Source organism: Streptococcus mitis (genome assembly GCF_023110375.1).
Classification (GTDB): Bacteria; Bacillota; Bacilli; order Lactobacillales; family Streptococcaceae; genus Streptococcus; species Streptococcus mitis_CI.
This window is the reverse complement of the sequence record NZ_JALDVV010000010.1, coordinates 46,540-62,925: the sequence shown is the minus strand read 5'-3', so window position 1 is coordinate 62,925 and position 16,386 is coordinate 46,540. Positions and strand designations below refer to the sequence as shown.

18 protein-coding genes are annotated in these 16,386 nt (G+C 41.2%); 3 read left to right on the top strand and 15 right to left on the bottom strand.

The genetic code is table 11. From position 1 onward, the window contains the following. Positions 1 to 89 precede the first annotated feature (89 nt). The 9 genes from M1G12_RS07275 to M1G12_RS07235 form a co-directional block, all read right to left on the bottom strand. A complete protein-coding gene (locus M1G12_RS07275) occupies positions 90 to 1,046 on the bottom strand; it encodes an ABC transporter permease (protein ID WP_004261501.1) in 957 nt (318 codons plus the stop codon). A gap of 2 nt (positions 1,047 to 1,048) precedes the next feature. Further along, complete coding sequence (locus tag M1G12_RS07270) at positions 1,049 to 2,107, bottom strand: ABC transporter permease (RefSeq protein WP_247949628.1); 1,059 nt, start codon at positions 2,105 to 2,107, stop codon at positions 1,049 to 1,051. Beyond that, complete coding sequence (locus tag M1G12_RS07265; protein WP_078238320.1) at positions 2,100 to 3,635, bottom strand: ABC transporter ATP-binding protein; 1,536 nt, start codon at positions 3,633 to 3,635, stop codon at positions 2,100 to 2,102. Before M1G12_RS07265 ends, M1G12_RS07270 begins: the two co-directional genes overlap by 8 nt. Before the next feature lie 143 nt (positions 3,636 to 3,778). Next, on the bottom strand, positions 3,779 to 4,831 hold the full coding sequence (locus M1G12_RS07260) for a BMP family lipoprotein (RefSeq protein WP_020900231.1): 1,053 nt from the start codon (positions 4,829 to 4,831) through the stop codon (positions 3,779 to 3,781). A gap of 89 nt (positions 4,832 to 4,920) precedes the next feature. After that, complete coding sequence (locus M1G12_RS07255; RefSeq protein ID WP_033686672.1) at positions 4,921 to 5,310, bottom strand: cytidine deaminase; 390 nt, start codon at positions 5,308 to 5,310, stop codon at positions 4,921 to 4,923. Further along, positions 5,297 to 5,959, bottom strand: coding sequence for a deoxyribose-phosphate aldolase (gene deoC / locus M1G12_RS07250; RefSeq protein WP_064276996.1), 663 nt, complete (start codon positions 5,957 to 5,959; stop codon positions 5,297 to 5,299). The genes M1G12_RS07255 and deoC overlap by 14 nt, the downstream gene beginning before the upstream one ends. Before the next feature lie 19 nt (positions 5,960 to 5,978). Next, complete coding sequence (locus M1G12_RS07245; RefSeq protein WP_064276995.1) at positions 5,979 to 7,256, bottom strand: pyrimidine-nucleoside phosphorylase; 1,278 nt, start codon at positions 7,254 to 7,256, stop codon at positions 5,979 to 5,981. Continuing rightward, positions 7,253 to 7,843 carry a class I SAM-dependent methyltransferase gene (locus M1G12_RS07240; protein WP_080702840.1) on the bottom strand — a complete coding sequence of 197 codons (591 nt, stop codon included), beginning with the start codon at positions 7,841 to 7,843 and terminating at the stop codon, positions 7,253 to 7,255. Before M1G12_RS07240 ends, M1G12_RS07245 begins: the two co-directional genes overlap by 4 nt. 178 nt (positions 7,844 to 8,021) lie before the next feature. After that, complete coding sequence (locus tag M1G12_RS07235) at positions 8,022 to 8,426, bottom strand: hypothetical protein (protein ID WP_033684964.1); 405 nt, start codon at positions 8,424 to 8,426, stop codon at positions 8,022 to 8,024. Between the two features lie 199 nt (positions 8,427 to 8,625). Between M1G12_RS07235 and coaA the strand changes: the two genes are divergently transcribed. The 3 genes from coaA (at position 8,626) to M1G12_RS07220 (ending at position 10,427) form a co-directional block, all read left to right on the top strand. Beyond that, positions 8,626 to 9,546, top strand: a complete 921-nt coding sequence (gene coaA / locus M1G12_RS07230) for a type I pantothenate kinase (protein WP_020902939.1) — start codon at positions 8,626 to 8,628, stop codon at positions 9,544 to 9,546. A gap of 67 nt (positions 9,547 to 9,613) precedes the next feature. After that, positions 9,614 to 9,850: a 30S ribosomal protein S20 gene (rpsT, locus tag M1G12_RS07225; RefSeq protein WP_001274000.1), complete on the top strand. Its 237-nt coding sequence runs from the start codon at positions 9,614 to 9,616 to the stop codon at positions 9,848 to 9,850. Positions 9,851 to 9,902: 52 nt separating this feature from the next. Beyond that, positions 9,903 to 10,427, top strand: a complete 525-nt coding sequence (locus M1G12_RS07220) for a DNA topology modulation protein (RefSeq protein ID WP_237446942.1) — start codon at positions 9,903 to 9,905, stop codon at positions 10,425 to 10,427. A 26-nt stretch (positions 10,428 to 10,453) separates the two neighbouring features. Here M1G12_RS07220 and deoD read toward each other — a convergent pair whose 3' ends face one another. The 6 genes from deoD to rpiA all read right to left on the bottom strand — a co-directional run bounded on the left by deoD (position 10,454) and on the right by rpiA (position 16,294). Beyond that, complete coding sequence (deoD, locus tag M1G12_RS07215; RefSeq protein WP_237447044.1) at positions 10,454 to 11,164, bottom strand: purine-nucleoside phosphorylase; 711 nt, start codon at positions 11,162 to 11,164, stop codon at positions 10,454 to 10,456. A 557-nt stretch (positions 11,165 to 11,721) separates the two neighbouring features. Continuing rightward, entirely contained in the window at positions 11,722 to 13,005 is a 1,284-nt protein-coding gene (locus tag M1G12_RS07210) for a chloride channel protein (RefSeq protein ID WP_237446943.1), read from the bottom strand. A 2-nt stretch (positions 13,006 to 13,007) separates the two neighbouring features. Then, positions 13,008 to 13,817: a purine-nucleoside phosphorylase gene (locus M1G12_RS07205; RefSeq protein WP_247927791.1), complete on the bottom strand. Its 810-nt coding sequence runs from the start codon at positions 13,815 to 13,817 to the stop codon at positions 13,008 to 13,010. Beyond that, positions 13,814 to 14,374 (bottom strand): DUF1697 domain-containing protein, encoded by a 561-nt coding sequence (locus tag M1G12_RS07200; RefSeq protein WP_000199125.1) that lies wholly within the window; start codon positions 14,372 to 14,374, stop codon positions 13,814 to 13,816. Before M1G12_RS07200 ends, M1G12_RS07205 begins: the two co-directional genes overlap by 4 nt. Before the next feature lies 1 nt (position 14,375). Beyond that, positions 14,376 to 15,587: a phosphopentomutase gene (locus M1G12_RS07195; protein ID WP_247949627.1), complete on the bottom strand. Its 1,212-nt coding sequence runs from the start codon at positions 15,585 to 15,587 to the stop codon at positions 14,376 to 14,378. A 23-nt stretch (positions 15,588 to 15,610) separates the two neighbouring features. Next, positions 15,611 to 16,294, bottom strand: coding sequence for a ribose-5-phosphate isomerase RpiA (rpiA, locus tag M1G12_RS07190; RefSeq protein WP_049546382.1), 684 nt, complete (start codon positions 16,292 to 16,294; stop codon positions 15,611 to 15,613). Between the last annotated feature and the right edge of the window lie 92 nt (positions 16,295 to 16,386).

Genomic DNA, 16,386 nt, shown 5'->3' with positions numbered 1-16,386 from the left:
TATCAAAAAAGAAAGGACAAATTTCGTCCTTTCTAGATCTTAGCTTTTATTCAACCCACTACAGTTGACAAAGAGCCTTTTTTGTATGCTTATTTTGATTTGATATAGTTGATACCATCTGCTTTTGGTGCGACTGCTTTTCCAAAGAAGGCTGCCAAGACTAGAATTGTCAAAACATAAGGTGCGATTTGAAGATAAACCGCAGGCACTCCTTGTAGGAATGGCAATTGAGAGCCGATAACAGCCAAACTTTGTGAAAGTCCAAAAAAGAGACTAGATAGCATGGCTCCGATTGGATTCCATTTCCCGAAGATCATTGCAGCAAGGGCAATAAATCCAGGTCCAACAATAGTTGTCACTGAGAAGTTAACTGAAATGGATTGAGCATAAATCGCTCCCCCAATTCCACCTAAGAAACCTGAAATGATAACTCCTAGATATCTCATCTTGTAGACATTGATTCCCAAAGTATCCGCTGCTTGAGGGTGTTCACCGACAGAGCGGAGACGAAGACCAAATCGGGTCTTGAAAAGGATAAACCAAGCAAAGAATGAGAAAGCAATCGCGATATAACCTAGCAGACTTGTTGACTTGAAGAAGATATCACCAATCACTGGGATATTTGCTAAGACTGGGAAGTCAAAGCGTCCAAAAGTCTGACTTAAGTTATCTGTTTGTCCTTTATTATAAAGAACTTTCACTAAGAAAACAGCCAAGGCAGGCGCCATCAAGTTCAATACTGTACCGCTGACAACATGGTCTGCACGGAAATGAACTGTTGCCGCTGCGTGGATGATAGAGAAGAGGCCTCCAACCAATCCTGCTACAAGCAAGGATAGCCATGGAGTTGCTGCTCCAAATTGTTCTGCAAATTCAAGGTTAAAGACAACTCCAGAAAAGGCACCCATAACCATAATTCCTTCAAGACCGACGTTTACCACACCACCACGTTCAGAGAAAACACCACCGATACTTGTAAAGATGAGGGGCGCTGAGTAAATCAGCATAGAAGACACCAAGAGGGTGAGCAAGGTTGTAATAGACATCTTTACTTACCTCCTCTAACTTGTTTTTTCGGTTTGACAAAGCGTTCAATAAGGTAATGAACACTGACAAAGAAGATAATAGACGCTGTTACAATGCTGACAAGCTCAGACGGTACCTGCGCCGCATTCATACCAGGAGCTCCAACTTGGAGAACACCAAATAGGAAGGCTGCAAAGAGAATACCAATTGGTGAGTTGGCCGCTAGCAAACTAACCGCCATCCCGTTAAATCCGACAGCTAATGACGACCCCTGAACATAAACGTTCTGGAAGGTTCCAAGTCCTTCAACAGCTCCACCAAGACCTGCCAAAGCACCTGAAATAATCATTGAGAGGATAATCGTTCGTTTTGCAGAAATACCAGCGTATTCTGAAGCATGTGGATTAAGACCAACAGCACGGATTTCAAAACCAAGAGTCGTTTTCTTGAGCATGAACCAAATAACTGCAACGGCAATGATGGCAAAGAAAATACCAATATTCATCCGCGAATTACCAGTCAACTCAGCTAACCAAGGTGTCTGGTAGGTTGCATTAGCCCCAACACGAATGGTCGAATCTGTACTTTGCATGAAGTCTTTAGGGAAAGCATGGATAAAGGCATTCCCTACATACAAGACAATGTAGTTCATCATGATGGTTACGATAACCTCTGACGTCCCTAGATAGGCTCTAAGAATACCTGGAATCGCTCCGACAATCCCACCAGCAATCAGGGCAATCACGATAGTTGCTAGAATCATCAAGGGACGTGGCATATCTGGATGAGACAAGGCAAACCAACCACTGAGAATCCAACCTGCCAAAGCCTGACCAGGAAGCCCGACGTTAAAGAAACCTGCGCGACTGGCAACGGCAAAACCCAGACCAATCAAGACCAAAGGCCCCATAGCACGGAAGATTTCTCCAATCCCACGCAGACTACCAAAGGCTGTATAGAACAATTCTTCGTAGCCCCAAATAGCATCATAACCGAAGATCCACATGACAATGGCTCCGAGTAAAATTCCTAGGAATACAGAAATCAAGGGAACCGAAATTTGTTGTAATTTTTTAGACATCACTCTTCTCCTTTCCCAAGTTTCCACCAGCCATCAAGACACCTAGTTCTTGTTTATTGGTTGTTTCTGGCGATACAATACCTTGAATCTTACCATCGTGGATAACAGCAATACGGTCTGAGACGTTTAAAATCTCGTCCAATTCAAAGCTGACAACTAGAACAGCCTTACCATTATCACGCTCTTCAATTAAGCGTTTGTGGATATATTCAATGGCACCGACATCCAAACCACGAGTTGGCTGGCTGACGATAAGGAGATCAGGATCTCGATCAATTTCACGAGCAATAATTGCTTTTTGTTGATTTCCTCCTGAGAGTGCAGCTGCAGGAACAAATTCACTTGCAGCACGAACATCAAACTCTTCCATTAGCTTTTTAGCATAAGAAGTAATATTTGAATAGTTCAAAATTCCATTTTTACTATGTGGTTCTTTATAGTAGGTTTGAAGGGCAATATTTTCAGAAATCATCATTTCCAAAATCAAGCCATCACGGTGACGGTCTTCTGGAACGTGCCCAACACTCAATTCTGTAATCTGACGTGGGGGCAATCCTACAATTGAATCTCCTTTTAGCTCAATGCTACCAGATTCAACCTTGCGAAGACCTGTAATGGCTTGAATCAGTTCAGACTGACCATTTCCATCAATCCCTGCAATACCAACAATCTCTCCAGCACGAACATCCAAGGAAAGATTTTTCACAGCTGGGACACCGCGATTTTCATTGACCACCAAATCTTTGATTGACAAGACCACTTCTTTTGGTTGAGAGGCTTGCTTCTCTGTTTTAAAGGAAACAGAACGACCTACCATCATTTCTGCCAAATCAGCATTGGTAGCTCCTGCAATTTCGACGGTTTCAATTGATTTCCCACGACGAATAACTGTAACGCGGTCAGAAACTGCACGAATCTCATCCAACTTGTGGGTAATCAAGATAATTGATTTCCCTTCTTTGACAAGATTTTTCATAATAGCCATTAACTCATCAATTTCTGATGGAGTCAAGACAGCCGTTGGTTCGTCAAAGATAAGGATATCAGCTCCCCGATAAAGGGTTTTTAAAATTTCTACACGTTGTTGGGCTCCAACTGAGATATCAGCCACCTTAGCAGAAGGATCAACAGCTAAGCCGTAACGTTCAGAAAGAGCCTTGATTTCTTTGCTAGCTCCAGTGATATCTAGCACACCATTTTTAGTCAATTCACTACCTAAAATGATGTTTTCAGCCACTGTGAAGGCTTCTACCAACATAAAGTGCTGGTGAACCATTCCGATTCCCAAGCTAGCCGCTTTAGATGGTGAATCGAGATTGACAACTTGACCGTTGACCACAATTTCACCACTAGTTGGTTCAAGAAGCCCTGCTAACATGTTCATGAGCGTGGACTTACCAGCCCCATTTTCTCCTAAAAGTGCATGAATTTCACCTTTTCGTAGGTGCAGGTTGATTTTGTCGTTGGCAACAAATTCACCAAACACCTTGGTAATATCACGCATCTCAATGACATTTTCGTGTGCCATGTGCTCTTCCTTTCAGAGTCTTATTTTATTTCAATAAAACTTGCTAGTTTGCCTAGTAGCAAGCTTTACTGAGACAAAATGACTTTGTCTCAACTCTTAAAAAAGCGACCGAGGGCCGCTTCCTAAGAAATGACTTCCATCCATTATTTTTCAGGAACTTTTACGCTTCCATCAAGGATTTTAGCTTTAGCATCTTCAACAGCTTTTTTACCTTCTTCTGAAAGGTTTGTTACTGCCAAGTCAACCCCTTTATCTTTCAATGAGTAAACGATCACTTGACCGCCAGGGAATTCACCTTTTTCTGCTTTGTTAGCAATATCTTTTACAGTTGTACCAACTTGTTTCAAAGTAGATACAAGAACGAAGTTTGATTCTTTACCATCTTTAGAAGTGTACTTACCTTCTCCTACTTGGTCACGGTCAACACCGATAACCCAAACTTTTTCATTTTCAGGACGGCTTTCGTTGAGTGATTTTGCTTCTGCAAAGACACCAGCACCTGTTCCACCTGCTGCTTGATAAACAACGTCTGCACCAGCTGCGTATTGTGCTGCTGCAATTGTTTTACCTTTAGCAGCATCACCAAATGAACCTGCGTAGTCAACTTGTACTTTGATAGATGGATCTACTGACTCAACACCAGCTTTAAATCCAGCTGCAAAACGTGAGATAACTTCAGACTCAATACCACCTACAAAACCAACTTGTTTTGTTTTAGTTGTTTTAGCTGCTGCAACACCCGCAAGGTAAGCAGCTTCGTTATCAGCAAACGTTACGCTAGCAACATTCTTTTGATCTTTAATCACATCATCAATCAAGACATAGTTCAAATCAGAGTGGTCTTTTGCTGCTTCTTCAACCGCATTGTGAAGGGCAAAACCAACACCGAAGATTAGGTTGTAGCTTCCAGCCGCTTGTTGCAAGTTGTTAGCGTAGTCAGCTTCACTTGTTGATTGGAAGTAAGTGAAACCTTTATCTTTTGAAAGATTGTGTTCTTTACCCCAGTCTTGCAAACCTTCCCAAGCTGATTGGTTGAATGATTTGTCATCAACACCACCAGTATCAGTGACGATTGCTGCTTTTGTCTTCACATCAGAAGATGAAGCTGCGTTACGAGAAGAGCGGTTACCACATGCAGCAAGTCCAACTGCTGCCACTGCAACTAGACCAAGGCCTAGCCATTGTTTCTTGTTCATTACTGAACCTCCTAAATAAGATGTGCAACGATGTTGCAAGTATGGATTGGTTGGCCACAAGGACCGTGCCACTCAGAGAGCGACTCAGACTAGTTTAAGTCTGTAAAAGAGTATGGAAGTAACTCCCCGACCGTCATCTCGACCGTCGATTTATCTTTTGCGACTAAGGTCACTTTTAGATCTTGTTCAAAAAATTCAGCCATCACTTGGCGACAAGCACCACATGGCGAGATTGGTTTTTCAGTTTGTCCATAAACAATCAATTCGGAAAACTCTCTTTGGCCTTCGGAAACTGCTTTAAAAATCGCTGTACGCTCTCCGCAGTTGGTCAAAGGATAGCTAGCATTCTCAATATTGACACCTGTATAAGTGCTACCATCTTTTGTCACTAAAACAGCTCCGACTGGAAAATGAGAATAGGGCACATAGGCTTTCTTGCTGGTTTCAATTGCTAGTTCAATCAACTCAGTAGTCGCCATCAGCCAATTCTCCTTTTAAAATGGCTACCCCAGCTGACGTTCCAATACGGGTCGCCCCTGCTTCTACAAATGCAAGAGCATCTGCATAAGAACGAGCTCCGCCGGCAGCCTTGACACCCATTTCTGGTCCAACTGTTTCACGCATTAATCTAACATCTGCTACCGTAGCACCACCAGTTGAAAAGCCAGTTGAAGTTTTTACGAAGTCAGCTCCCGCTTTTTGAGCTAATTGGCAAGCCACAACTTTTTCTTGGTCTGTAAGAAGACAAGCTTCAATAATGACTTTCACTAACTTGTCACCACTTGCTTCTACAACAGCACGGATGTCCGATTCAACCAAATCAAGATTACCTGTTTTGAGAGCTCCAACATTGATCACCATATCAATCTCGTCTGCACCATTTTGGATAGCTTCTTTTGTTTCAAATGCTTTCACAGCTGAAATTGTTGCTCCCAAAGGGAAACCTACTACTGTGCAGATCTTGACATCTGTGCCTTCAAGCCCTTTTTTAGCATGTTCAACCCAGGTCGGATTAACGCAAACACTGGCAAAATCATACTCTCTAGCTTCAGACAGCAAACAATCAATTTGATTTTCTGTCGCATCTTGTTTCAAAAGTGTATGATCGATATATTTATTTAATTTCATATTCGGATTCTCCTGCAGTTTATGAGATTATTTCTATGATTTCTCGTAAACTTTGCACACTATCATTTATTTTAACATATTTTTGAAAATCTGTAACTAGCTGAGGAGAAATTTTTCCATTTGTGTATACTTTTGCAACAATTTCTCCCTTTTGAACGGAATCTCCAACTTTCTTTTCAAAAACAATTCCTGTTTCATAGTCCAAGGCATCAGACTTGACTGCACGGCCTGCCCCCAGTCTCATAGCATAAAGCCCAAATTCCATAGCTGGAAGAGCTGAAATGACACCCGTTTCATGAGCAGGGATTTCCACCACATGGGTAACATTGACAGGACGATAGAGGTCTTCCAAGTCTCCACCTTGGGCTTGGACCATTTCCTCAAACTTAGCCAGCGCTTGACCATTCTCAAGGTGTTGGCGAACTTCTTCCACTGTCTTGTTCACATTAGCCAAACCAAGCATAATTTGAGCCAATTCGCAGATAAAGTGGGTAATATCCTGACGGCCTTGACCTTGTAAAATCTCCAATGCCTCAAGGATTTCAAGGCGATTTCCAATCGCTCGTCCCAAGGGCTGACTCATATCGGTAATGACTGCAACTGTTTTACGGCCTACTGCTTTCCCTAAATCCACCATGGTTTTAGCCAATTCACGCGCCTCATCAACCGTCTTCATGAAGGCACCCTCACCGACAGTCACGTCTAGCAAAATAGCATCAGCCCCTGCCGCAATTTTCTTGCTCATCACCGAACTCGCAATCAAAGGAATCGTGTCAACAGTTGCGGTCACATCACGAAGGGCATAGAGAAGCTTATCCGCTTTGACCAGCTGGTCTGATTGCCCAATGACAGATACACCAATATCCTGAACTTGATGAATGAAATCCTCTTGACTACGTTCTACTTGATAGCCCTTGATTGATTCTAATTTATCAATCGTTCCACCCGTATGGCCGAGACCACGACCACTCATTTTCGCGACTGGAACTCCAAAACTCGCTACTAAAGGAGCTAAAATCAAGGTCACCTTGTCACCAACACCACCCGTAGAATGCTTGTCAACCTTAACCCCATCAATAGCTGATAAATCAAACTCTTGCCCTGTCTGAACCATTTTCATGGTCAAATCAGATATTTCTCGAGTCGTCATTCCTTTGAAATAAACAGCCATAGCAAAGGCAGACATCTGATAATCAGGAACAGTTCCTGATACATAGCCTTCAACTAGCCATTCAATTTCACTCGAAGTCAGTTCTTGACCATCTCGTTTCTTTTGGATTAAATCAACTGCTCTCATTCGTTCACACTTCTAAGGATATAGTATCCCTTATCTTTTTTGACAATCTCACAATTACCAAACACATCTTCCATCTTGGACTTGGCACTTGGAGCCCCTTGTTTCTTCTGAATAACGATTGTTAAATCCCCACCAGTTTCCAAAAAATCTTTACTTTTCTCAATGATTTCATGAACCACTTGCTTGCCTGCACGGATAGGAGGATTGGAAATGACATGGTCAAAATGTCCTTCAACTTGTTCATAGATGTTGGACTGGAAAATCGTCGCTTCTATTTTATTTCGTTCAGCATTTTGTCGCGCCAAATCCAAGGCACGATTATTGATATCGACCATGGTCGACTGAACTCCATAAGCCTTAGCTAAAGACAAGCCCAAAGGTCCGTAACCACAGCCTACATCAAGAACAGTTTCTCCTTGGTTGACCTCAAGACACTTGAGCAAGAGTTGACTCCCAAAGTCAATCATTTTCTTGCTAAAAACACCCGCATCCGTCAAAAAGGTCATTTTTTCTCCCAACAAGTCCACTCTCAACTCATGAATGTCGTGAGCAGCGTCAGGATTCTCTGCATAATACATTTTACTCATGAAACTATTTTACCATAATTTGACTTAAATTGTAAATCGTTTACAAATTGATCATAAAACGAAAAAGACTGAAGAAAGCTAGTAAACAAGACTTTTTCTTCAATCTCTTTTAACTTTTATAACCGAATAACAAAGCACGTAGGACTAGATATCTCATAGTCTATAGTCTGGCACATTTTTATTTCTTTACCTTCAAATGCTTCATTACCAACAAGATTCCCAACAAGATGTTTAGATAAAAGCCCAACTGATACGTTTTTGTCAGAATTTCCAAACTTGTCCAAAGTCGGATTAAATCTTCTAGTGACATGCGGAAGAAATAACCCTCTGTAGCAATCCATAGAACTAAAAAGACATAACTTCCAGCAGCAAACCATTTCGTCCACCGTTTTTTTAGGAAGAAAGCAATCAAGAGCGAACAGATAAAGACAGCTGTTACAATGGCATGTTCCATCAAAAAAGTAAAACCGTAATAGGTTTCCACAAAACGTCTACCATTATCCGCATTCGCTCCTTTTAAAAAAGGTAGTGCAAAACTTAAAATAAAACAGAGTTCCAGTATATAACTTTTTAAGATTTTCATAGTACACCTCCTATAAATTGTGAATCCCAAAGCCCCCTTTATTGGCTTATAAGTCAGGAGAAAGTAGCTCCTACCTCATCAAGAAATTGGTCAACCCTATCTACTTCTATTATACGATATTGGTTTACTATCATCAAGAAACCGCTTTATTTTTTTAGCTTTTTATGGTATGATAAACAAAATATCTAGGGGAAAACAAATGACCAACGAATTTTTACATTTTGAAAAAATCAGCCGCCAGACTTGGCAATCGTTACATCGAAAGACAACACCTCCTTTGACAGAAGAGGAATTAGAATCCATCAAGAGTTTTAATGACCAGATTAGCTTGCAGGATGTTACCGATGTCTATCTCCCCCTAGCCCATCTCATCCAGATTTACAAGCGTACCAAGGATGATTTGGCCTTTTCAAAAGGGATTTTCCTTCAACGTGAAAGCAAATCCCAGCCTTTTATCATTGGGGTTTCTGGGAGTGTTGCCGTTGGAAAATCCACAACCAGTCGCCTACTTCAAATCTTACTGTCCCGTACGCTTACAGATGCTAGGGTTGAGTTGGTAACAACCGATGGCTTTCTCTATCCCAACCAGACCTTGATTGAGCAAGGGATTCTAAATCGTAAGGGATTTCCTGAAAGCTATGATATGGAAGCTCTTCTCAACTTCCTGGATCACATCAAAAATGGACAAGATGTAGATATTCCTGTCTATTCTCATGAAGTCTACGACATCGTACCTGAGGAAAAGCAGAGCGTCAAAGCTGCTGATTTTGTCATTGTTGAGGGAATAAATGTCTTTCAAAATCCACAAAATGAGCGTCTCTACATTACTGACTTCTTTGACTTTTCCATCTATGTTGATGCTGCAGTCGATGACATCGAGAGTTGGTATCTAGACCGTTTCTTGAAAATGCTGAGCCTAGCCCAAAACGACCCTGATAGCTACTATTATCGTTTTACACAAATGCCGATTGGGGAAGTGGAATCCTTTGCCCATCAGGTCTGGACCAGTATCAATCTCACAAATCTACAAAATTATATTGAACCGACCAGAAATCGTGCGGAAGTGATTCTTCATAAAACAAAGAACCATGAAATCGATGAAATTTACTTAAAAAAATAATTTTCCCTTGTCAAAACGTAAGTTTTCAGATATAATGGTATAGTTAGTAAATATGGAGGTAAGAACATTGGCAAACATTAAATCAGCTATCAAACGTGCTGAATTGAACGTTAAACAAAACGAAAAGAACTCAGCTCAAAAATCAGCTATGCGTACTGCTATCAAAGCTTTCGAAGCAAACCCATCTGAAGAACTTTTCCGTGCTGCTAGCTCAGCTATCGATAAAGCAGAAACTAAAGGTTTGATTCACAAAAACAAAGCAAGTCGCGACAAAGCTCGTCTTTCAGCTAAACTTGCTAAATAAGAAACAGTCCATAGAGGCTGTTTTTTTGTCTCCAAATTGGAAAAGGTAGAAAATGAAAATCGCAATTATCGGATATTCTGGTGCTGGTAAGTCAACTCTAGCCGAAAAGTTGTCTCTCTGCTACTCCATCCCAAAACTTCACATGGACACACTCCAATTTCAACCCGGTTGGCAATACAGTGACCGTGAATGGATGTTGGCCGAGATGAATAGCTTTCTCACCAATCATGAAGCTTGGGTCATCGATGGAAATTATTCTTGGTGTTTCCATGAGGAAAGAATGCAGGAAGCTGACCAAATCATCTTTCTTAACTTTTCGCCATTGACCTGTCTCTTTCGAGCCTTTAAACGTTATCTCACATACCGAGGCAAGGTCAGAGAAAGTATGGCAGCTGGTTGTCAAGAACAATTTAATTGGGAGTTTATCCGATGGATTCTCTGGGATGGACGGACTAAAACTCAAAAAGAAAATTACCAAAAACTTTGCCAAGAATACTCACATAAAGTCACTATTCTTCGAAATCAGAAAGAACTAGATCAATTTCTAGATAAGAAAAGGAAGTCCTCCAATTCATAAAGAAGGGCTTCCTTTTTTGGCTATAATTATTCTGCAATCAAGGTTTCTAATCCAACCTTCATCATATCAGTGAAGGTATTCTGACGTTCTTCTGCAGTTGTGTCTTCGTCTGGATTAACCAAGCTATCAGAGATTGTCATAATAGCTAGCGCGTCAACATGGTGTTGGGCTGCCAGATAGTAAAGGGCTGCTGCTTCCATTTCCACAGCCTTGACTCCCCATTTACCAAGTTCGATGTTCTTTTCAAAGTAGTTTGAGTAAAAGACATCAGATGACAAAACGTTCCCAACATGAGTTGTCATACCGAGATTTTTGGCAATATGATAAGCCTTATCCAACAAATCAAAGCTAGCGATTTGTGGGAAATCATACTGTGGCCAGTCATTTCGGACGATGTTTGAGTTAGTTGCAGCTGCCTGCGCCAAAACCAATTCACGAACATGAACATTTTCATTCAAAGAACCTGCAGTTCCAACACGGATCAATTTTTTCACACCATAGTCAACAATCAACTCACGCGCATAAATCGAAATAGATGGCATTCCCATCCCAGTTCCCATAACAGATACACGATGGCCCTTGTAAGTACCAGTGTAACCAAACATGTTACGCACTTCGTTAAAACAAACAGCATCTTCAAGGAAATTTTCCGCAATAAACTTAGCACGAAGAGGATCCCCAGGAAGAAGAATTTTATCAGCAATTTCACCCTGCTGAGCAGCAATATGGATAGACATAGTTAAGATATAAAGGGCGACAGAGAACAAAGTAAAAATAGGAAACTGACGACGCATCGCAGATGCTAGACAGTTTATCTTTTTTACACAGTTCTCCGCCCGTATTCAGTTCAGTGAATACAGTTTGCCCATCCTTTCTTTATTCTAAAATTTATAATCAGAAAGATACCAAACTCGTCAAAAAGCAAAGGGAAAATAGGAGTTGGGTGCAGTGAGCGATGCTCGCTAGGCCAACTATCTTTTTCCCACTGCTTTTAGGGTGGGTTCAATTCCTTTCTTTCTTAATTTTGATGATATTGAGAAGATTAGAGCGGCTTTTATTCAAATCCGAACTCCCTTCTCTTCTGAGTTTTTAGAAAAGTTTTCCGCTCGTGTTCAAATCAGAACACACGCTCTACCTTTCTTTTTTTATTTTTATATTTCATAGCTAGGAAAAATCGGATTCAACAATGACTCCGATAAGCCTACTACATTTTTATTTAAAACAGTTATAAATAAATTGAGAGTATTTTTTTATCTTTTAAATCAAATCCTTGACTAGAAGAAATGGGTATTTCCTACCTAATTACTTTATTCTTTGACTTCTGACACAGTATGCTAGTCCAAGGAAAGCGGTCTAGCATTTTTGCAAATTCATAGGCTAAAACAGCTGTTACTAAGAGATACGGAAGAGAATCTATACCTAGCCCAGTGAAACCTATAACTAATCCGGTTGCAGAAATGGGCGCCCTCAAGGTCACAGACAAAAAGCAAACCGATCCCAAAAGCAAAATGCTTGGCTGGCTATCCCCACCTAGAATCATTCCAAAGAGAGCAGCTCCAGCCATCCCCAAGGCAAAAGATGGCGTAAGTGTACCACCATAGGCCCCTGCCCACAGAGTAATAAGAACAACTAATGCTTTTAAGATAAACAAAAGGAATACTGTTTTGCCATTGCTACCATTCAATACTTCCTGAGCCATCATACGTCCATTTCCAAGTAGATGTGGAAAATAACTTGCTAATCCAATAAGAAAAAGAAAAGCTGTAGGCAATGTGAGAAGTATTCGTTTATCTTTTATTCTGTTTGAAGACGCTGCCTTACTTAAACGACCAAAAAGCCAAGCTGGTGGGGTTAAGAAAAGAAGTAATAAGGGAATAATCCATATTTCCTTTAATGACCATGTGATCGATGTAATCTGGTAGAGAGCCTGATCTGAAATAACCAAACCTGCTATATAGGTTGAGACATAAGTAGTCAAACCGACTAAGACAAATCGTTTAATAGATAGAGCAATTCCTAGGGTTTCAAAAACAAAGAAGACACTTGTTAATGGAACCTGATAGACAGCAGCTAAACCAGCACCAGCACCACAAGCAAGGAGAAAGATACGATCCTTCATAGACACTATACATATTTTTCCAATTGGTCCTGCAAATAGAGTTCCAATCTCTCGTGGTGCAGCTTCTTTGCCAATAGGGGCTCCCCCTCCAACTGCAATAATCTGCCAAATTGAATGAAATAGCTGTTTTAGAAAATGAAGCTTGTATTGTGAAGCCTCATCCTTCATCTGAGCTTTGATGGAATAAATCTTCGACCCTTTTTGCAAGAAATACCAGACCAAGGATGAGCCAAGACCCACGATTATTAAACTTAGTCCTATCCGTGAGGAGGAAACTCCATCTGTCAAAAATCCACTATGATGCTCTGACTGACCAAAAGCTAGACTCTCTACTATCTCTAAAAGATAATGGAGAAATATACCAGATAAACCCGAAACTATTCCTTGTAGAATTACTGCTATGAATAATCTAAAATTATAAGGGATTTTTCGAAAAATTCTCCTCAATTCTATCAACATGATTACAATTCTGCAAGAATCGCTTTAAGCAAGCCTTTGAAATCACCTTTGACACGTTCGGTTACTTCTACAACTTCTTCGTGGTTAAGTTCTTCTTGGAAACCTGCAGCATGGTTAGTAATACATGAAATTCCTAGAACTTTCAAGCCAGAGTGAGCTGCAACAATAACTTCAGGAACAGTAGACATACCAACTGCATCTGCTCCAAGTGTCTTATAGGCACGAATCTCTGCAGGTGTTTCATATGTCGGACCAGTAACACCGATATAGACACCTTCATCAAGCTTGATACCAAGTTTCTTAGCCACTTCATGGGCAGTAGCACGGTATTCTGGTGTGTAGGCTTTAGACATATCTGGGAAACGAGGACCAAATTCATCCAAGTTTTCACCCATCAATGGGTTTTGACCTGTCATGTTGATATGGTCTGAGATAGCCATCAAAGTACCAGGCCCATATCCAATACCGCCAGCTGCATTGGTTACAATGACACCTTCACATCCGAGTACTTTCATCACACGAACTGGGAAAGTCACGACCTCAAGAGGATTGCCTTCGTAGAAATGGAAACGACCTTGAAGAGCCAAGACCTTACGACCTGCAAGTTCTCCATATACCAATTTCCCAGCGTGTCCGACTACTGTAGAACGGCCCCAGTTTGGGATATCTGCATAATCTACTACAACTGGATTTTCGATTTCTTCTGCCAATTCTCCAAGTCCTGATCCAAGGATTAGACCGAACTCAGGCGCTAGGATACCCTTTTCTTTCAGGAAGGCAGCAGTTTCATTGATTTTATCTAAAAATGTCATTGTATGTCTCCTTTATTATTTTTTAGCATTTGACCGATTTTGTCGAAAGTTTTAGCATTACGAATGGTGATGTTGCGATAAAAAGGCATCTTGAGTAAGTATTTGTGATAGGCAGTTGCATAGTAGGATTCCTCAGAGAATTTCCCCCAGAAAATCCCAAGTCTTCCAAAATGAACGATTTCATCTTTCAATTCCAAACTTTCAACTGTCTCAATGACTTGAACAACATCCAATCCCTCAGTGTAAAAGAGGAAATCCTTTCGTGCCAAATCTTTGATCCACCAATCTGGCAGATTATTCAGCTCTTCTTCATAATCTTCCTGACTCAGCAAAGAAAAGCTCTGAATAAATGGATAATGGATTTCAAAGAAAGACTCTAACTTTTCAACCAATTGGGCTTTGGGATCTGTCGAAGTAAAGAAAATATTGCCACTGTTGATGTAGGTTTCAACCTTTCCCAGTCCCAACTCTGTCAATTCTTGACGAAGTTGCGCCATGACAACCTTATTCTTCCCACCGACATTAATGCCCCGAACAAGTAAAGCATATCGCGTCATCTTATACCAATTTACCTAAGAAACTTTCCCCAATCATGGCAGTTTCAACACCAAAGTTATCCGCAACTGTCGCTGAGATATCTGCAAAATGTCCGACTGGTAGCAAACCGTTCCCTTTAAAGGCAGGGCTGTAGGCCAACAATGGAATATATTCACGAGTGTGGTCTGTTCCTGCATACGTTGGGTCATTTCCATGGTCCGCAGTAATCAAGAGAAGGTCGTTCTCTCTCATGGCTGCGATAATTTCAGGTAAGCGTTCATCAAACTCATGCAAGCAATCACGGTAGCCGTGAGCATTACGACGGTGGCCGTAAAGGGCATCAAAGTCCACCAAGTTTGTGAAGGAGAATCCTTTTTCAAACTCAGCAAGGCCCATGGTCTTCAAGAGTGTATCAATTCCGTGGCTATTTGACTTATTGTGTCCCATATCATGGTTGATACCCGCACCGTTAAAGATATCATTGATTTTACCAACAGCATAAGTATCGATACCAGCTTCATTGAGTTTATCCAAAACAGTTGGTGCAAATGGAGATACGGCCAAGTCACGACGATTTGCTGTACGAGTGAAGTTACCTGGTTCACCTACATAAGGACGGGCAATGATGCGACCTAGAAGGGCTGGGCGCTCAAGGGTAATCGAACGAGCGTATTCACAGATACGATACAATTCATCCAGAGGAATGATGTCTTCGTGGGCAGCAATTTGCAAAACAGGGTCAGCTGAAGTATAGATAATCAACTCCCCAGTTTCCATCTGGCGTGGTCCAAAGTCATCGATAACGGCTGTACCTGAGTAAGGTTTGTTAGCTTCACGAATGACCTTGCGTCCTGAGAATTCTTCAATTTTTGTCAAGATTTCTTCTGGGAATCCATTCCAGAAAGTATCGAAAGGTTCTGTAATGTTAAGGCCCATGATTTCCCAGTGTCCAGTCATGGTATCCTTACCAAGAGATACTTCTTCCAATTTTGTTGCATATCCTGTTGGATTGCTTTCAGCTGGAACAGTCTTAAGAGGAGTTTCGCGAGGAATATTTCCTAGACCGATTTTAGCCATGTTTGGCACATTCAAACCAACTGTTTTTGAAATGTGTCCCAGTGTGTCAGAGGCACCATCTGGAACCCCTGCATTGACAAAGTTATTGGCATCTGGTGCAGCACCGATTCCTACAGAATCCAATACCACCAAGTGAATACGATTAAATTTTGACATAATGTGTCTCCTTATTATGTTGATTAGTTTGCTTTTGTTGAAGTTAAAATCTGAACCCCATTTCGTCCAGCTACGATCACCTTATCCACCATTTGGTTGAATAAGCCGTGCTCTACAACACCAACGATATGATCCAATTCTTGTCCGAAAGTAATTGGATCTTCAATGACATCCAAGGCAAGGTCAATGATAAAATTCTGCATATCCGTCACCAAACGGTGGCCGTCTTTTTCACGGAAACTTGGTTTGTAGCCAGCTCGCTCAAAACGACGAAAAACCTGCTCTGCGCCATACTGAACCACTTCTACTGGCAATTTAAAAGCACCCAGTTTCTCGACTAGCTTGCTTTCATCCACTACCCAAATATATTCTTTTGAGGGCGTTGCCACAACCTTCTCCATGAGAAGGGCTCCCCCACCGCCTTTGATTCCATTAAACTGACTATCCACTTCATCCGCCCCGTCGACTGTCACATCGACAACATCTACTTGGTCAATAGACTTGAGCGGGATATTAAGACCTTCAGCCTGTTTACTAGTCACACTAGAAGTCGTTACAGCTGTAATATGCAACCCTTCTTCCTTGATACGACGACCAATTTCTTCTACGAAATAATAGGCAGTAGAACCCGTTCCAAGTCCGACTACCATGCCATCCTTGACAAACTCAGCAGCCTTGATACCTGCCATTTTCTTCAGATTTTCCACTCAAACACCTCCATTAAAGAGCTATTTCTATTATAACATGTATCCGTTTTTATTTCATGGATACACTAGAAAAACCCGAACATTTTTATTTT

Coding starts and splice junctions, on each gene's coding strand:
- M1G12_RS07220 (WP_237446942.1), top strand. CDS start 9,903: ATGAAAATCGCAATTATCGGATATTCTGGTGCTGGTAAGTCAACTCTA.
- M1G12_RS07195 (WP_247949627.1), bottom strand. CDS start 15,587: ATGTCAAAATTTAATCGTATTCACTTGGTGGTATTGGATTCTGTAGGA.
- M1G12_RS07265 (WP_078238320.1), bottom strand. CDS start 3,635: ATGGCACACGAAAATGTCATTGAGATGCGTGATATTACCAAGGTGTTT.
- M1G12_RS07255 (WP_033686672.1), bottom strand. CDS start 5,310: ATGGCGACTACTGAGTTGATTGAACTAGCAATTGAAACCAGCAAGAAA.
- M1G12_RS07200 (WP_000199125.1), bottom strand. CDS start 14,374: ATGACGCGATATGCTTTACTTGTTCGGGGCATTAATGTCGGTGGGAAG.
- deoC (WP_064276996.1), bottom strand. CDS start 5,959: ATGAAATTAAATAAATATATCGATCATACACTTTTGAAACAAGATGCG.
- M1G12_RS07210 (WP_237446943.1), bottom strand. CDS start 13,005: ATGTTGATAGAATTGAGGAGAATTTTTCGAAAAATCCCTTATAATTTT.
- M1G12_RS07270 (WP_247949628.1), bottom strand. CDS start 2,107: ATGTCTAAAAAATTACAACAAATTTCGGTTCCCTTGATTTCTGTATTC.
- M1G12_RS07275 (WP_004261501.1), bottom strand. CDS start 1,046: ATGTCTATTACAACCTTGCTCACCCTCTTGGTGTCTTCTATGCTGATT.
- M1G12_RS07235 (WP_033684964.1), bottom strand. CDS start 8,426: ATGAAAATCTTAAAAAGTTATATACTGGAACTCTGTTTTATTTTAAGT.
- coaA (WP_020902939.1), top strand. CDS start 8,626: ATGACCAACGAATTTTTACATTTTGAAAAAATCAGCCGCCAGACTTGG.
- M1G12_RS07240 (WP_080702840.1), bottom strand. CDS start 7,843: ATGAGTAAAATGTATTATGCAGAGAATCCTGACGCTGCTCACGACATT.
- M1G12_RS07245 (WP_064276995.1), bottom strand. CDS start 7,256: ATGAGAGCAGTTGATTTAATCCAAAAGAAACGAGATGGTCAAGAACTG.
- M1G12_RS07260 (WP_020900231.1), bottom strand. CDS start 4,831: ATGAACAAGAAACAATGGCTAGGCCTTGGTCTAGTTGCAGTGGCAGCA.
- M1G12_RS07205 (WP_247927791.1), bottom strand. CDS start 13,817: ATGACATTTTTAGATAAAATCAATGAAACTGCTGCCTTCCTGAAAGAA.
- deoD (WP_237447044.1), bottom strand. CDS start 11,164: ATGTCTATCCATATTGCTGCTCAGCAGGGTGAAATTGCTGATAAAATT.